Source organism: Companilactobacillus kedongensis, assembly GCF_003946625.1.
GTDB lineage: Bacteria > Bacillota > Bacilli > Lactobacillales > Lactobacillaceae > Companilactobacillus > Companilactobacillus kedongensis.
In genome coordinates, this window is record NZ_RHOR01000013.1 from 45,764 (window position 1) to 62,766 (window position 17,003).

Sequence of the window (17,003 nt, forward strand, 5' to 3'; positions counted from 1 at the left end):
CTAAGCTTTAACGGAGATTAAAACCTAGAATCTCGTATTTCATTCGGTCACCTCTTCTTTGTTTTGACTATGCTTAAATAATAGCTTTCACCTATGAAGAATTAATTTCTAAACTACGAAAAATTATCAATCAATTTGTGAAGAATTTGTGAGGCAATCAATAATTACGCAGAAAAATAGGACCTGCTGTTGGCAGATCCTGTTTTATTTTTAGAAAATATATATCAGGGGGGAAATATATTTTCACTTGTATAATCTCTTATATCAGAGTTATTTAATTGGGGGATTAAATAAGGATTTTGTAGGGATTAAATTTTATAGGGGATTAATCAATTTATATTGTATTTATGTAAGTGAGTTTTAAGAAAACATTATCTTGTTTTAAGGGGGATTAAAACTTGATAGGAAGTCTAATATTTCATCCGGTCACCTCTTCTTTGTTTTTGACTATGCTTAAATAATAGCTTTCATTTATGAATAATTAATTGTCAAATTACGAATAAACAAATAATAATTTGTGAAGAAATTGTGAGGTTCTCGTAATAATTGAACACTAAATTACAGCGATATTATTATTGGTGTTCTATAATAATGGAGAAAACATCCTTAAGGGGGGAATTTTATGAAATTATCAAAGGATCAAAAAAGTAACTTAAAATCAGCTATTATAGCTGGAACAATTGCTGGAGTGGCATCTGGCTTTGTTAAACTAGGTTGGGAAAATGTTTTACCACCTAGAACTGCAGAACGTGACGAAACCAACCCACCTCAGACCCTGCTTCAACAATTCGGTATTCCTAGTAAATGGACACATGCTACTTATACTTACTCTGGACATAAATTACCTTGGGTAAGTTACTTAGTTCATTTTGGCTTCTCAACTTCTTTTGCCATCATTTATGAAGTTTTAGCCGAATACAAACCTTTTATCAGAAAAGGTGCTTGTAGTATTTTTGGATTAGCAATTTGGGCAGCTTTCCATCTTGGAATCATGCCTATGATGAAGACTGTTCCATCAGCCAAAGATCAGCCAACAGAAGAACATATTTCAGAAGCACTAGGACACATTGCTTGGATGTGGACCAATGACGTTGTTGGGCAAGAATTATATCGTCGTTTAACGTCAAAGAAGTAGGCGCTATCTATGAATAAATGGCAAACGTCTATTCCAGAAAGACTCAGCTATGGGCTGAGCGATGCAGCAGATAACTTAGTATTCCAAATGATGACAATGTATCTGCTGTTTTTTTATACTGATGTTTTTGGACTGACTCCTAATGAAGCCGCTATCTTATTCGTGGTAGCACGTGCGGCAGATGTCTTTGAAAGTCTCATCATTGGTGTCATGATCGATAATACACACTCAAAGTGGGGTAAAAGTCGGCCGTTCTTTCTCTGGTTCTCATTTCCTTATGTTATTTTCGCCGTTCTAACCTTCGTCACACCAAACTTTTTGCCCCACGCGGGTAAATTGGTGTGGGCCTATGTAACTTATCTTGGACTTGGGTTCTTTTATACGGCTGTCAATTTGCCAATAACATCGATATTGCCAACTATGACTGAGAATGAAAAAGAAACTACCTTATTAGGTGTTATCAGACAATTCTTCGGTAGTTCAGTTCAAATTATCGTCGCTACCTTCACAATTCCATTAGTTGCCCTATTTGGAAAAGGTGATCAACAAAAAGGATTTCTTTTGACGATAATTTTATTCGGAATTATTTCTTTAGCTTTGATTTTAAATACCTTTTTCCACGTCCGCGAGCGTTTTTCTAATGAAGAAATAAATCATCAGCCACTCAGCGCCGTCTGGAAAATGTTAAAACAGAATAAACCCTGGATGGTTATTTCAGTCGTTATCTTCCTGTACTGGATGACCACCGCTATCAAAAATCAAACGATTATTTATTATTTCAAATACGTAATCCGTCAAGAAAGTTTAGTTTCACTAGCTAATAGTTTTACTTTGACTGCCTTGATCGGTGTGGTTTCAATCTACTTCGTTGCCGAACATCTAGGTAAAAAAAATACCATGCTGACAGGGATCGGCACGGCATTTATTGGTCAATTGATTATTACTTATGCAGCATACAGTGAAAATATGCCAGTTTTATTCTTTGGAATTCTTGTCAATTCCATTGGTAACGGTTTTATAATTGGATTAGTTTCAATTATGATTGCTGACACGATTCGTTATGGTACAGCCATGGGAATCCAAGCCGAAGGTGTTCTCGCTTCAACCGATGACTTCGGCGTCAATCTCGGACTCGGATTGGGTGGTTTAGTTACCGCTGAATCCTTGCAGCTAACTGGTTATGTTTCAAATAAAACACAATCCGCATCAACTATTTCAGCAATTAATTTGAATTTTGCTTTAATACCGCTGGGGTTATACGTGATCATGTTCTTGATCTTGCTTGCTTACAATGAGAGTAAGATTCAGGCTAAGATTAATGAGATTACTGAGTAGAAGTTGACTTCTGTTGATAGTCATCTCCATGAATAGTTTTGCATTTAAAATAATTTATATTTCTAAAAAAAGTGAGTTATATACTGCTTGGAATAACCAGGCATGATATATAACTCATTTTTTTAGCTTATTCTTGAGCAAAAACTAAGTTTGTTTCTTCAGATAATCTTCCAATCAACTCTTGATCAGTTAAAGAATCAGTTATTAAAGTATCTATTTTAGAAACTGGTAAGACTTTATTGATAAAGACATTTCCAAATTTATAGTGATCTATACCGACTATAATGCTTTGACTATGCTCTGCTACAACTCTAGCTAATTCTGATTCTCCAATATGGATATTCGATAATCCAAATTCAGGGCTGAATCCACTACCACTAAAGAAACCAATATTAATATTCAAATATTTAAGGTTATTAATTGCTTCTCTTCCGTAGAGAGATCCCTCATTAGACCTTACTTCTCCGCCTAAAACGATCAAACGAACACTTTTGCTCTTATAAAGTTCATTTATTATTGGCAAAGAATTAGTAACGACATTGATATTATTCATATTCTTGATCTTTCTAGCAACAAAAAGACTTGTCGTACCATAATCCAAATAAATCGTGTCGCCTTTTTCTATATATTCTACAAATTTATCTGCAATATCGCTTTTTTCACTAATGTGAGCATCCAGTCTTTTGTCATAAGGTGTTTCAGTGATTGGCGTGTTTAATATTGCTCCGCCCCTAACCACTTTAACTAGCTTTTCTTTTTCAAGATCGTATAAATCATGGCGAATCGTCTCTCTAGTTACCTTTAATTTTTTACTCAACTCTAAAATTTTAACCGAATTACTATCTTTCATCATTTTAATAATATAATTCTTACGAGCAGTTCCATCCATCAGCCTTCGTCCCATCTATATTTACTTGTTACTTGATAAAATGAATAAAAGTCTTTTTTAGAATGTGCTTTTATTAAATTAACTTATTTACTCGTTAAGCTTATACTTGCAAAGTTATTTTTGCAATTATTTGTATGATTCAAAAATTCCTATTTATCGGTAGATATGAACGCATACCAATAAATAGGAATTTTTTGATTAGTCCAAAATCATACTATAAGAAAAAATATCTTCTTTTCCAGCATCTAACAAATTGTTACCTTTTTTATCCATAATTTCACCAGGCTTTCCATATATATCAGGCAATCCAGCAAAAGCTTCCATACAGATAAATGGTGCACGCTCATTTTCAACACTCCATAATGCCAAATATGGAAAGTCATCTAAGGTTAATTCAATTCTATGATCTGATTTCATAGATGCCAATTGAACAGATTTAATATTCTTGTTTGCCAAAATTATTAACCCGTCATTAAACATCTCATGACTTAGATTTATAACACCATCAATATTAGAAATCGATTTAACTTTCCCATTTATAAATGGAGCTGGCGCAACTTCAAATTGTTCCAATGACAAATCATTAGGAGTGATTGCCAAATAGAAATCTTCATAACTCTCATCACTACCAAATGGTACATTGAAACCTGGGTGTGATCCTAATGCATAAGACATCTTCTTATCATCAGTATTTTTAACTGAATAAGTAGTCTTCAATCCATCATTTTGTAATTTATAAGTTACAGTAAATTTAAACTTAAATGGATATATTTTTCTTGTTTCATCAGTATCAGTAATCGACAATACTGCCTCAGTATCAGTCTTACTTTCAACCTCAAATGTTTGATCTCTACCAAATCCATGTTGTTTCATAGTATATTCTTTACCATTAACTAAATAAGTGTTGTCATTTGATCTACCAATGAAAGGAAATAGAATTGGAGCATGACGTTTCCAATATTTTTTATCTTTATCATCCCAAATGTAGTTAAACTCTTCCGCATTATTATAAATATGTTGTATTTCAGCACCCTTTTCGCTTATATCAACTGAAAAGTTTTTATTTTTTAATTTGATCATATTAACCTTCCTTTGCATAATTCATAGCTTCTACAGTTACTTCATTATAATATTTGGAGAACAAGTTTTTATTAATAAATCCAGTTTTCTTCTCCATAGTATTAAGTATTCCCGTAGTCATACCTGTCTTCAAAATTTCTTCGTCTGATTTACCTTCAGAAATTGCAACAGATAATCCTGCTAAAGTAGAGTCTCCTGATCCCACTGGATTAACAACTTTAATAACTGGGATTTTGACACGATAAAAATTCCCATTGTGTTTAGCAATCGCACCATCAGCGCCCAAAGAGACAACAACCCATTCAACGCCATCAAAAATAGGTGAATTTAAGTAATATGGTAATGAATCATAATTATTTCTTTCAAATTTTTCACCTAATAATTGTCCAACCTCATTTTGATTTGGTTTTATCAAATATGGTTTATTATCATTCAGCAAAGATTCTTTTAACGTCTCGCCTGAACTATCCAAAATAACTTTTACTCCATTATCTTTTGCTATATCAATCATTTTTGAATAGTAATCATTGCCCAATCCTCCAGGTAAACTACCTGACATCGTTACTAAACCAACATTCTTCAAAAGATTCTTATAATCATTCAAAAATCTCTCGTTATCTTCCTCAGATATCACTGGCCCGGATTCTAAGACCTCAGTCTGATTACCGTTATCATGTAATAGAGCAATAGAATTTCTAGTTTCTTGATCAATATGAGTAAAACTATGTTTTATTTCTTCTTGATCTAGTTTTTTCTCGATAAATTTTCCAAAAAAACCTCCAAGAATACCAGTTGCAATAATATCCGTCCCCATCAAATTAATAACCCTTGAAACATTCAATCCCTTACCACCAGCAGTTTTACTGACTTCTTTAACTCTATTTACATCATCTATTTTTAAATGATCAATGGGATAGGACATATCAATTGATGGATTCATTGTCACCGTTAAAATCATAATAAACTCTCCATTCAATTTTTGAGAAAAAAAGCATGTTTTTCAAAGTTAATAGCTTTGTCCAACATGCTAATTTCTATATATTTTTAAACAAAATCAATAACTTTTTCTGTCCAAGGTGTAGCAGTTTCTGATAATACCTTATTCAACTTTTCAATATTATTCTTGCCTTGAGTACGCAACCAATTAGTACCTTCTTCAGGCGACTTACCAGCATATTCTTTAACTGCTGGTTTCCAAGTGGCACGGCCACAGAGAACTCCATTAAATTTAGATCCGGAATCTTTGGCAAATTGTAATTCTTCAACGAACAATTCATTAGTAACACCGGCACTCAAGAAAATGAATGGTAGGTCAGTAGCATCACTTTGTTCTTTAAAGTATTTTGCTGCTTCTTCTTTAGAATATACAGGTGAAACACCATCATCTGTATAACCTTCAACGTACTTCATATTTACGGGAACCTCTACCTTTAAAACATCAACATGATACTTAGGATTTGAAAATTCCTTAGTTGTTTCAATTACTTTATGAGGTTTAACTTCTGCATAAGCTGCATCTGTAACACTGTCCATAGTTCCATCATATGAAACAAGCTCCAAGAAGAATGGTAGATCAATAGCCACACATTCAGCACCAACTCTTTCTATAAAGGCATGTTTACGATCATTGATATCTTTAGATTCATCAGGATCATAATATAGTAGAAACTTAACTGCATCGGCTCCTTCTTCTTTTAACAATTGAGCTGACCAATGTTCCAGTAAGTCTGGGAATCTACCGGGCTCAGTAGCATCATATCCTGTTTTTTCATATGCTAGTAGCAATCCAGCGTCATTATCACGAACTTTAGCTGCTGACAAACCATATTCTGGATCCAAGAGAATGGCAGATGCATAAGGAGTCAATTCTTTTGAAATAGCTTCCTTAAAGTGAACTATTTCTGTTTCATTTGCAGGTGAATTTGACTCTTTTGCGATCATTTTTTTTAAAGATCCACGTTGGTCGATTGCCAATGCACTTATAACATTTTTAGAATTTGATAATTTTTTTAGATGTTCAACTTTATTCTTAGTTAATGACATTTAATGATCTCCTCTGATTTTTTTGAATCTTATGCCTTACGAGTCTCCCAATAATGCTCAATTGACTCTAATGATTTCCCTTTAGTTTCATAAACATTTCTGTGAATATACCAAACTGCCCATAAGGAAAGTGCCGCGAAGAAATAGAAAATATTGATTCCGATTGCTTCAAGAATAATTGGGAATAACCAAGCAAAAATAGCATTCATTAAATATTATGAGAATGTAATTAATCCAACACCTAATCCACGAGCCTTCAATGGTAGAATTTCTGGAACGTATGTCCAAAATACAGGTCCTAAACCAATACTGAAAGCTGCACAGTAAATAATGATACAAGTTACAGCGATAACCGCATTATCTGACCAAATACATAATCCAATTGAAGGTAAAACTTGCGCTGCTAAACTAAACTCCAATAATTTCTTACGACCGACTCTATCAATCAGTGGTAGAGCTATCGCAACTGGAATTACTAATGCTAAACCAACACCGATATCAGCTACTACCATGGCATTAGCTAACCCTAAACTCTTGAAAATCTCTGGTGCATAATAAACAGCTGCGTTGATACCCGTAAAGACCTGAATGAAGGTCAAAATTTCCAACATGATAATTACTGGTTTGAATTTACCTAGTAATTCACGTAGCCCAGCATCCTGTGTATTCAAACTGCTCTTAATATCATTGAATTCTGTTTCGACTTCTTGATCAGTAGCACGGACACGTTTCAAAACTTTTTTAGCTTTTTCATCTTGTCCATCACGAACTAACCATCTAGGACTTTGTGGACTTAACATCATACCGACAGCAAAGATCAATGCAGGTACGACACCTAGTCCAATAGTCCAACGCCATTCACCATTCGGCATATTGTAGGCACCGATTAGATAAGCACTTAAAATACCAATATTTACACTCAACTGATAGAGTGAAGACATCATTCCCCGAATATGTTTAGGCGCCAACTCAGATAGGTAAATTAATCCGTACATATTAGCAATACCTGCGGCAATACCCAAAACAAAGCGTCCAACTAAAATATACGTAACTGAACTTGCAAAAGCTGTAAGCAAACTACCTACGATAAAGACAAGTCCACCAATTATTAATACATTTCTACGTTCAATTTTTCTTTCTAATGCTGTAAATACAACAATTGAAGGTAAAGCACCAAACAATAGAAGACTAACTATAAGCCCCTTCGTAGATGCATTTAAACCAAAATCATTTGTCATAGGAGGTAAAGCTAATGAGATTGCTCCAGAATCATATCCATAAAGTAATCCGGCAAATCCTCCTAGAATGGCAAACAAGTAGACGATTGGTAATGTTTTAGGAGTAGCTTCGGCTTTGGCCTCAGTTTCCTCTACATTATTTTCCATGATGATCCCCCTTTTAAATACGGACCTTTAATATTTTTGTTTACTAAGAACAATAGGAATCTCAATTTTTCATCAAGATTCCTATTAAACCACTCAATCTATTATTTAGGGACAACTACACCTTTTCTCAAAATAATATTGGCATACAATGCTGTCTCACTTGTTGCAATAGCAGCATAAGCATGAGTACCACGTTCATAGAATTCTGGCTTTTCGAGTTGAATTTCTCTTGTTCCTTTTTTTTCATACTTAGTAATAATTTTTCTATAATCATCCCAAATAGTAGGTACGTAAGGATCATCTGGTAGAACAGCCATTAGCATTGTTGGATTATCAACATATGGATCTAGTGGGATCAATTGCATAACAGCATCCAAAATTTCTGGAATACCATGGCCATCCATTCTTACAACGTGATCTGCAGGTTGACCAAACTTTGGATAGTTTCCATCACCAATTAATAATTCATCACCATGACCCATTTCCATAAGTAACTTCATTAATTCTGGGGGTAAAATACTTGGGATTCCTTTTAACATGATTAGTTCTCCTTTTAATTTTTATTAAAGCGCTTACATAATCATTTAAAAAAAACTATTCTTTAGTAATTGTTCCATCAATGTCCCAAAGCGCTTGCCAGTCATCTGCACCTGGCCATAGGAATACTTCACCTTTAACCAAACGATTATTCTTATCTAAAGTAGCCATTGTCTTCATTTCTTTATCAGTTAATGGATCTTCTGTGATACTTGTTAGGTTACTTTGATACTCTGCAGGGTAGATTGAGAATGGAATTGGAATACTTCCGCGTTGAAAGGCCCATTTCAAACAAATCAATGCTGGATGAACATTATGAGCTTTAGCAATTGCAACTAATTCAGGCATCTTCATGTCATCAACATCTTCAGCAACTTTATCTCTATCAGGTCTTGTTGGTGAACCTAATGGCATAAATCCAACTGGTTGAATATCATGATCAACAATATATTGATATAGATCTGGTTGTTGGAAAGCAGGGTGTTGTTCAACTTCAATAAGTGTTGGTTTAATACGGCATAATGGTAGAACTGCTTCCAACTTAGGAATTGTCATACTTGACATACCTAAATTCTTAATCAAGCCTTTATCATATGCGTCTTCTAATTGATGCCATGTATCCATGAATTCATCGACACTAAATGGTTTTGAATCAGGGTTACGGTCATCAGCATTAGCAAATGGTGCATGATAGTTAGGGAATGGCCAGTGAATAAAGTATGCGTCTAGATAAGTTAATTGAAGGTCTTTTAGTGTCTTGTCAATTGATTTTTCGACTTCACGATGCTGGTCGTTCCAAACTTTTGACATAATGAATAAATCTTCACGTTTTACAGTTCCTTTATCAAAAGCATTTTTGAATACTTTTCCGATTAAATCTTCATTACCATATACAGAAGCACAATCAAACAATCTATATCCAAAATCAATTGCTCCAGCTACAGCATCACTAATATCTTCAGCTGAAAAATGATCAGAGCCGAATGTTCCCATTCCAATTGCAGGCATTTTTTCTCCAGTTGAAAGTGTGTAACTTGGTACAGTACTTGGATCAATTGATGTAATTTTATCTGACATTTTTGACACTCCTTGTTTTAAAATTATTTCATTAAAATTTTTAAATTATTATAAATTTGAAGGTATTTTTCAAAACCTTCCTTATATATGGCTCTATTATCTGGATTAGGTTCATAGACTTTCTTTATTTCAATAGTCTTATCAATTGCATCTTCATAACTTGAATATGCTCCTGTAGCAACTCCGGCCAGAATTGCAGCCCCAAGAGTTGTTGCAGTATCAGAACCTGGAACTAAAATTCTTTTACCTGTGACATCTGCCTTTATCTGTGTCCAAAAGACGCTATTGGCAGCTCCACCCATTGCATATAATTCTTGGATATTTGCTGAAGATTCTTCAGCAATTTGTAAATTATGTTCTAGAGAATAGGCCACTCCTTCATAACTAGCACGGATCATATGTCCTCTAGTTTTTGAGAAATCTAATCCGTAATAAATTCCCTTTGCTTTAGCATTCCAAATTGGTGATCTTTCTCCCGACATATATGGGAGAAAAATCAATCCATCAGCACCAGGATCGGTTTTAACTGCTGTAATATCCATTTCATGGAAAGGATTAGAACTATTTTTTTCAGAATTTATTTGTTCTTCCTTACAGAAATTTTTTAGCAGCCAACGAGCAACTCCGGCACCACCAACTGTTCCTCCCTGCAACAATAATTTGTTGGGAATAACATGTCGGCTCAGAATCAATCGAGGATCGGCTTGATATTCGTCTTCATCTAAACAAATACTCATACCACCTGATTGACCACCTTGTTCTTGCGTTTGTCCTGAAGAAATAACTCCAGCACCCAATGTTCCACAGGCGGCATCAAGTCCACCCGCTACAACTGGAATCCCCATAGGTAATCCAGTTTCTTTTGAGGACTCCGAATTAATAACTCCAATAACTTGATCACAGTCCATCAATTCAGGGAATAAATCTATATCCAAACCAAATTGCTTTAGTAGATCTAAATCATATTCACCAGTTCTCATATTGTAGAAATACAATCCGTATGATTGTGATGGATCTTGTGACATAACTCCGGTTAATTTATAGCCAATGAAACTATTAGATTGTAAAAACTTTGCGGTTTTATTAAAGATATCAGGTTTATTTTCTTTTAACCATAGAATCTTAGGAAGTGAATATGTCGGATGTAAATCATTCCCAGAAACATTAAAGATCTTTTCTTTCCCGATTTTCTGTCCTATCTCATCACAAATCTTATCGGCTCTTGTATCCATCCAAATTGGAGTTCTATCCAAAACATTTCCTCTATCGTCAACAGGTATCGCTGACCAGCTTTGGCCATCAAGACCAATACCAGAAATATCATTTAGATCAACTTTTCCTTGTTCCCTAATTCTTTGAATAGAACTGCAAATTCCATCCCACCATTCCATAGGATCTTGTTCAACCCAACCATCATGCGGATAATATGTGTTATGATCCGATGATTCCTGGGCAACAGCTTCTCCTTGTAAGTTGAAAAGAGTAACTTTACAAGATGAAGTTCCAACATCTATACCTAATAAAAGTTTGTTTGCCAATTAAGTACCGCCTTTCTAGACATGGAAACCAATGATCATTATTTAATGAACACTCACCTGCAATTCCTAAAATCTCAATTATTCATTTGTTGTTAACAACTTTATATCTCGTGCACTACACCGATATCGTAGCATATATTTTGGCAATTGCAATAATTAATTTGCAATACTTGCCAAATTGACAAATAAATAATGGATTTATTGGCTTGTATCCTCTTATTTCACAAGCGATCGCAATATAAGCATAGCTTATTAAATAAATTAATCTTTTTTTGGTAACCGAATATTAGTATATATTTGAGTATCATCATTATTTTGCAAACAAAATTTGTCATTGCTGTAGACTTTTGCCAAATTTGTGGTAAATTTGACTTGTACGTAAATTAAAGTATTAATGACAAGTTTTTTTGTCAAATGGTGTTTTCGTACTATCTGTTATTCATTAATCACCTCACTTTGTTGTTCGATACCACAAATTTATATCTACTACACTTAGCTTCTAAATTTATCGAAATCATCAAATGGAAGGAAAAATATTATGACAACAGAAAATAATTGGTTAGAGATCAAAGGTAAAACATTCATCGTAACTGGTGGATCTTCCGGAATTGGGGCTGCTATTGTAGATGAATTATTGTCAGACAATGCAAATGTCGTAAATGCTGACTTAAAGGAAGGACCTACCTCAAGCGAAAACCTCTTATATATAAAGACAGATGTTACTAACGAAAATGATGTCAAAAACGTAGTTGACGAAACTTTGAAAAAATTTAAAACAATTGATGGCCTAGTAAATAATGCCGGAATCAATATTCCCAGAGTTTTAGTAGATCCTACTGACCCCAACGGCAAGTATGTTATCAATGCAGCTAACTTTGATAAAATGTTCAACGTAAACGTAAAGAGTACTTTCTTGATGTCATCTGCAGTAGCTAAAATATTAGTTGACAAAAAAGATGGATCAATTGTAAATATGTCGTCTGAATCAGGACTTGAAGGGTCTCAAGGCGCAAGTATTTATTCAGGTACAAAGGGAGCTATCAATGGATTTACTCGTGCATGGGCTAAAGAATTAGGACAATACAACGTTCGAGTAATTGGTGTTGCACCAGGTGTTCTTGAAGCAACTGGTTTAAGAACAATTGACTACGAAACTGCTCTAGCATATTCAAGACATAAAACTGTTGAAGAACTTAGAGCTGGATATTCTAAGACATCGACTATACCTATGGGAAGAAGTGGTAAATTAAGTGAAGTTGCTAATCTGGTTGCTTTCTTCTTATCAAATCGTGCTGGTTATATGACTGGACAAACCGTAAATGTTTCAGGTGGTAAATCACGTGGATAAACAAAATGCGTTACAGTATGCGAAACTTCGTATATTGTGGCGCTTTTTTATTTCTTAATATTTATATATTTTACTAAGCTCATAAAAATCAGACAATTTAATAGTTCTGATTTAATTGCAAACTATTCAAAAAAAAACGACCTCAATGATGTTTTACTCATCATTGAGATCGTTTTTTAAAATTTATAAAAGTATTCTAAGTCCTCATAGTTTATTAACATTATTGAACTAGATAAGTTTAATGGTTCTTCCCATGGTTTTAAATAATTGAATCCTACATTAGAATAAAAATCCATTGCGTTAAGTAGTGCCTCTAAGTAAAGCACCTTAAATCCTATATTGTATTCAAAATCAGCATCTATTAAATCACTAAATAAATTAGTCATAATTTGTTTACCCAAGCCCTGATTTTGATACTCTACATCAACTGCAAAGTAATGGATTTTTATTGCACTGAATTCAGTCATTGTCTCTTTTACTTTTGATTTTTCATATGAATCATTTTCATCCATTTGTATTGAAGATGCAGATAGAGTATAAAAAGCTGCTATCTTTTTATACTCCTCATCATAATAAATTACTGTAGCTAAATTATTCTCTTCATCTAGACCTAGAGCATCCTTATAAAAAAAATCATTCAGCTTCACATCTCCACAGTTGAACGACTTTATATCATTTGAAATATTAACAAATGTATTTAATCTTATTTTCTTTAATTCATTACTACTAGACATTATTTGATTACAAATTTTGACTGTTTTGATTCCGATTTTAATCTTCTAAGCTTTAGTTTTTTTTCTTCCGACATGTCCGTCTTATTAATGACCTTCATCATTTGTTCTTTTTCTAGCTTATTACGAGCAGTTACAACCGTATTAATTGAAATACTTGCCATTTTGCGTCACCTCTTTAAGATATACTTTTGTCTATTGATATTAACATCTTACCTAATCCCTTACAACAGGATAAAAAAATATAAAATCATAATAGTTTTAATTAAATCCTCAATATGATCCGCTTCCCATGATCTGATCCTTCCTCAAGCATTTTATGAGCTTCCCCTGCTTTTTCCAACGGCAACTCTAATACTTCATCATCCAAGAGCTTTCCAGACCTAAAGTATTCATTTAAAGCTCCTCCTGCTATTTGTAGTTGCTCTAAACTGGCATGGCTAATAACGAAGCTTTTAATACTTTTACTACCTGTATAAAACTCTCGAACATCAAAGCTGAAATGATTATCTTTAGGAGCCGTGATCATACCTATCTGTCCATAGAGATTTAATAAATGAAGATTATCATTCAGGCTTACTTTACCTGAGGTATCAATAATATAATCAAACATATTTTTTATCTCAGACACATTTTGATGATAGTCGATCAGTTGACTACTACCTAATTTCTTCAAACGGTCAAAATCCCTACTATTACTTGTCGTAGTAATAGACAATCCCAAAATTTTACCAATCTGTACCAGTTTTGTTCCAACATGACCAGCTGCACCTTCAATTAATATTTTCTTATCTGATTGAACTCTCAAAATACTTGTTAAAAGTATTTGTGCGGTTGCTGAAGAATGAACTGACGCAATTAATTGCTTCTCATCAACATCAGGTGCTTTTAACAAACGATTATTCGGAACAGCCGCAAACTCACTACTGATTCCCTTTCGTCCATCGTAGCCCATACTATTGGTCCAAACTTTATCGCCAATTTTAAAGTTCTTTACCTCTTTACCAACTTCTTTAACTGTACCTATAGCATCTCTGCCAATTACAAATGGAAATTCCAGATCGGTCTTAAAGCCACCTGCTCTAACAAATGTATCCACATGATTTACTGAAACATAATTTACTTTAATCAATACATCTGTAGGCTTAACTTCAGGAATAGCTAAATTTCCTATTTTTATCTGATCATATAAGCCTGTATTTTCTATATATGCTGCCTTCATAATTTCTCCCGATAAAAAAAGACCGCCAAATGGCAGTCTTAGATTTTAATTTTGAATTTATTGTTAAATTACTTATCCTAGTTTACGTGAACAGCAAATGAAGGCATGAAGTAACTTGATACTGTGGCAATCTTAACTGAATCACCAGGCTTTGGAGCAGCGATGTATTGGTTGTTACCAAGGTAGATACCTACGTGGTATGTTGAACCTTTGCTACCCCAGAATAATAGATCTCCGGCTGAAGCTTGTGATACTGATTCTTGTGTACCGGCACCCTCTTGGGCAACAGTGTATGAACCAATGCTCTTACCTAATGCTTGTTGGTATACGTATGATGTGAAACCTGAGCAGTCGAAACCACTTGGTGTCTTACCACCCCATACATAAGGTGTACCAATGTATTGTTTTGCAGTACTGATAACTGATTCAGCACTTGATTCTGTTGTAGCAGCTTGTGTTGATGAATCGTCAGTTGCTGCATCAGTATTTGTGTCTGTTGAAGCAGTGTTTGTTGTAACGTCAGATGCTTGTACCCATGCGTCAGTACCGATGAAGTACCAGATGTTACCTTGGTCATCCATAGCTTCTTGACCTACAGCCCAAGGAGTATTAGCAGCAATAGCACGTCCTGTTGTGTCACCATCTTTAGAAGGTGTCTTGTAAAGCATTGCAGTCTTGTTAGCAGTAACTACTGAAGGTACATTGTCTGTAATGATTTGTGTAGCAGCATGTGTTGTTAGACCTGTCATACCTAAACCTGTAACTGCTAATGAAGCAGCGGCTGTAAATGAAATTAGACTCTTTTTAATTTTAGTATTCAAAATTGAAATCCCCCGAATGGTTTGTTTTTTATTTGTTTTTTTTAAATGTTTAAATTTTCTTAATTAATGTTTCCTTATCACTCAACGATGACTATAATACTCTCCGAATATTTCAGAATTGTTACAGTAATTGTATAAGAATGTTACACTTTATTACTTTAATAATACAAAGAGCCTCTAACCACTGATATAACAGTGATTAGAGGCTCTCTTCAAATGTAACATTTACTTGATATTTAGGGCTTGAATTAGCTTATCAACGCTCATTTCGGTAATATTCATGTCTTTATTGATGATTTCGTATGATTTTCCCTGTAATTCTCGCGGTATTTTAAGGTCACGATTGAATTCTTCACTGTTGATACGTTGCACGATTCTATCAGGAGTATCCCCACGCTTCTTCAATCTCTTAGCTAAATTAGGCAGATCCAATTCCAAGAAAATCACGATTGCCTGTTTTCCATATTTCTTCTTATAAGCAATTGCTCCTGCTGTGTCGACTACGATACTGGCAACGTCAACTTTTTTCCACATTGACTCTAGCCCTTCTTCTGAAGAGCCATATTTGTGTCCACTATATTCGACTCTTTCCAAATAGTGTTTTTCTGAAAAGCTCTCATTTGTTTCAAAGTAATAATCAATACCATTTCTTTCACCAGCACGCGGCATTCTAGTAGTATGAGTAATTACATTTGGAATTTGGTATTTTTCTTTTAAATAATGACTAACAGTAGTTTTTCCTGTACCACTAGCCCCAGTTATGACAATAATTTTCTTATTCATTGTGTTATCCTAGCTTTTAATTTGAATTTTCTATTCTACTATATTAATATACTATGCTGTTAAGTAAAAATTTAGGAGATCTCGTACATGAAAATAGAAGATTTGAAAGTCGGCGACATTTACGAATGTAAAGTAGATGAGGACATGGATCATCCATTCAAGGGAAAAGTCGAAAAGATTTACGAACATTCTGCTTTGATGGAAATTACTGAAAATGATCCTAAAGATAATTCCAATAAAATGGAACTAAATAATAAAATCGTTGTAAGTATCAAGAAAATGAAGAAGATCAAGTAAGCAATAGAGGGAGTATCGTTTGACGATACTCCCTCTTTTTTTATTTGTGACTGACGGTAATAAACGAACGTGCGGGCACTCTTAATACTCGGTATTCTGTTGCCAATCGACCTGCCTTTAGACCTAGTCCATTGACAAAGTTCTTCTTATATTTAGCTTGGGCCGTTATTACATAAGCAGATTGATACTTATCATCCATCTCCTTAAACTTATTTACGGGCCAACTGATACGCACACCTGAAACATTAAATGGCAATGTAGCATCAGAAACTGTAGCATCTCGACTGGAAACATTATAAGTAGAATTATTTACCCAGTATTGGTAAACATCATTATTCCCATGAGAATTACCTTTACTGATTTTTACATAGTAACCTTGACCATCATCGGTTGTTTGAATGATCATCGGTTCATATTTGTAAGACATTGAAATATCTTCTTTACTACTTAAATCAGCATTTGAAAATAGACAAGCATAAAGCATCCCTACGACGGCTGCAATAACGACAATAATTTCAATTAAGTCAGTCAAAACTGTTTTCCAAGTGATTTTTTCTTTTTTTACTACCAAGAGTTTTAGATGTCGATTTCTTATATTGAAAACGACCCAAACTAGCAAGGCAATGACAATAATCCATGCAATGATCCCTATTAAATTCCAAGAACTCATAATTTTCTCCCAACTAAAATTAATTGTCTGAAGTACTTTCAATTTTAACTAATAAACCTATAATAGTCATTACGGTAATTTTACCACGATTTAGAACAATTATATAAAAACG

17 protein-coding genes and 1 pseudogene are annotated in these 17,003 nt (G+C 34.1%); 4 read left to right on the forward strand and 14 right to left on the reverse strand.

The window, feature by feature from the left end; genetic code table 11:
• Positions 1-622: 622 nt before the first annotated feature.
• Entirely contained in the window at positions 623-1,135 is a 513-nt protein-coding gene (locus EKM60_RS08250; RefSeq protein ID WP_125714345.1) for a DUF1440 domain-containing protein, read from the forward strand.
• A gap of 9 nt (positions 1,136-1,144) precedes the next feature.
• Positions 1,145-2,470: an MFS transporter gene (locus tag EKM60_RS08255; protein WP_125714347.1), complete on the forward strand. Its 1,326-nt coding sequence runs from the start codon at positions 1,145-1,147 to the stop codon at positions 2,468-2,470.
• Positions 2,471-2,597: 127 nt separating this feature from the next.
• On the opposite strand, the gene EKM60_RS08260 is transcribed toward EKM60_RS08255, so the two are convergent.
• From EKM60_RS08260 to EKM60_RS08295, 8 genes and pseudogenes are all read right to left on the reverse strand, one after another.
• Positions 2,598-3,359, reverse strand: coding sequence for a DeoR/GlpR family DNA-binding transcription regulator (locus EKM60_RS08260; RefSeq protein WP_164508367.1), 762 nt, complete (start codon positions 3,357-3,359; stop codon positions 2,598-2,600).
• Positions 3,360-3,557: 198 nt separating this feature from the next.
• Positions 3,558-4,439: an aldose 1-epimerase family protein gene (locus EKM60_RS08265; protein WP_164508368.1), complete on the reverse strand. Its 882-nt coding sequence runs from the start codon at positions 4,437-4,439 to the stop codon at positions 3,558-3,560.
• Position 4,440: 1 nt separating this feature from the next.
• Positions 4,441-5,397 carry a tagatose-6-phosphate kinase gene (lacC, locus tag EKM60_RS08270; RefSeq protein WP_125714354.1) on the reverse strand — a complete coding sequence of 319 codons (957 nt, stop codon included), beginning with the start codon at positions 5,395-5,397 and terminating at the stop codon, positions 4,441-4,443.
• Positions 5,398-5,483: 86 nt separating this feature from the next.
• A complete protein-coding gene (gene lacD, locus EKM60_RS08275; RefSeq protein WP_125714356.1) occupies positions 5,484-6,482 on the reverse strand; it encodes a tagatose-bisphosphate aldolase in 999 nt (332 codons plus the stop codon).
• Between the two features lie 29 nt (positions 6,483-6,511).
• A pseudogene (locus tag EKM60_RS08280) lies at positions 6,512-7,867 on the reverse strand (sugar porter family MFS transporter).
• A gap of 101 nt (positions 7,868-7,968) precedes the next feature.
• The gene (locus EKM60_RS08285; RefSeq protein WP_125714358.1) at positions 7,969-8,406 is read right to left on the reverse strand and encodes an RbsD/FucU family protein; all 438 of its coding nucleotides are present in this window, start codon (positions 8,404-8,406) and stop codon (positions 7,969-7,971) included.
• Positions 8,407-8,461: 55 nt separating this feature from the next.
• Entirely contained in the window at positions 8,462-9,481 is a 1,020-nt protein-coding gene (locus EKM60_RS08290; RefSeq protein WP_125714360.1) for an aldo/keto reductase, read from the reverse strand.
• A 23-nt stretch (positions 9,482-9,504) separates the two neighbouring features.
• Positions 9,505-11,019, reverse strand: a complete 1,515-nt coding sequence (locus EKM60_RS08295) for a xylulokinase (RefSeq protein ID WP_125714362.1) — start codon at positions 11,017-11,019, stop codon at positions 9,505-9,507.
• Positions 11,020-11,557: 538 nt separating this feature from the next.
• On the opposite strand from EKM60_RS08295, the gene EKM60_RS08300 reads away from it, so the two are divergent.
• Entirely contained in the window at positions 11,558-12,367 is an 810-nt protein-coding gene (locus EKM60_RS08300; protein ID WP_125714365.1) for an SDR family oxidoreductase, read from the forward strand.
• A 176-nt stretch (positions 12,368-12,543) separates the two neighbouring features.
• Here the strand turns inward: EKM60_RS08300 and EKM60_RS08305 are convergent, their stop codons facing one another.
• The 5 genes from EKM60_RS08305 to EKM60_RS08320 form a co-directional block, all read right to left on the reverse strand.
• Positions 12,544-13,101 (reverse strand): GNAT family N-acetyltransferase, encoded by a 558-nt coding sequence (locus tag EKM60_RS08305; RefSeq protein WP_125714367.1) that lies wholly within the window; start codon positions 13,099-13,101, stop codon positions 12,544-12,546.
• Positions 13,101-13,262 (reverse strand): hypothetical protein, encoded by a 162-nt coding sequence (locus EKM60_RS11135; protein WP_164508369.1) that lies wholly within the window; start codon positions 13,260-13,262, stop codon positions 13,101-13,103. Before EKM60_RS11135 ends, EKM60_RS08305 begins: the two co-directional genes overlap by 1 nt.
• A 101-nt stretch (positions 13,263-13,363) precedes the next feature.
• A complete protein-coding gene (locus tag EKM60_RS08310; RefSeq protein WP_125714369.1) occupies positions 13,364-14,320 on the reverse strand; it encodes a quinone oxidoreductase family protein in 957 nt (318 codons plus the stop codon).
• 77 nt (positions 14,321-14,397) lie between these two features.
• Complete coding sequence (locus EKM60_RS08315) at positions 14,398-15,141, reverse strand: C40 family peptidase (RefSeq protein WP_225427030.1); 744 nt, start codon at positions 15,139-15,141, stop codon at positions 14,398-14,400.
• A gap of 225 nt (positions 15,142-15,366) precedes the next feature.
• Positions 15,367-15,924, reverse strand: coding sequence for a guanylate kinase (locus tag EKM60_RS08320; RefSeq protein ID WP_125714371.1), 558 nt, complete (start codon positions 15,922-15,924; stop codon positions 15,367-15,369).
• 87 nt (positions 15,925-16,011) lie between these two features.
• Here EKM60_RS08320 and EKM60_RS08325 point away from each other — a divergent pair, with 87 nt between their 5' ends.
• Positions 16,012-16,221, forward strand: coding sequence for a DUF2187 family protein (locus tag EKM60_RS08325; protein ID WP_125714373.1), 210 nt, complete (start codon positions 16,012-16,014; stop codon positions 16,219-16,221).
• Between the two features lie 40 nt (positions 16,222-16,261).
• Here EKM60_RS08325 and EKM60_RS08330 read toward each other — a convergent pair whose 3' ends face one another.
• A complete protein-coding gene (locus EKM60_RS08330) occupies positions 16,262-16,891 on the reverse strand; it encodes an LVIS_2131 family protein (protein WP_125714375.1) in 630 nt (209 codons plus the stop codon).
• Positions 16,892-17,003: the final 112 nt, after the last annotated feature.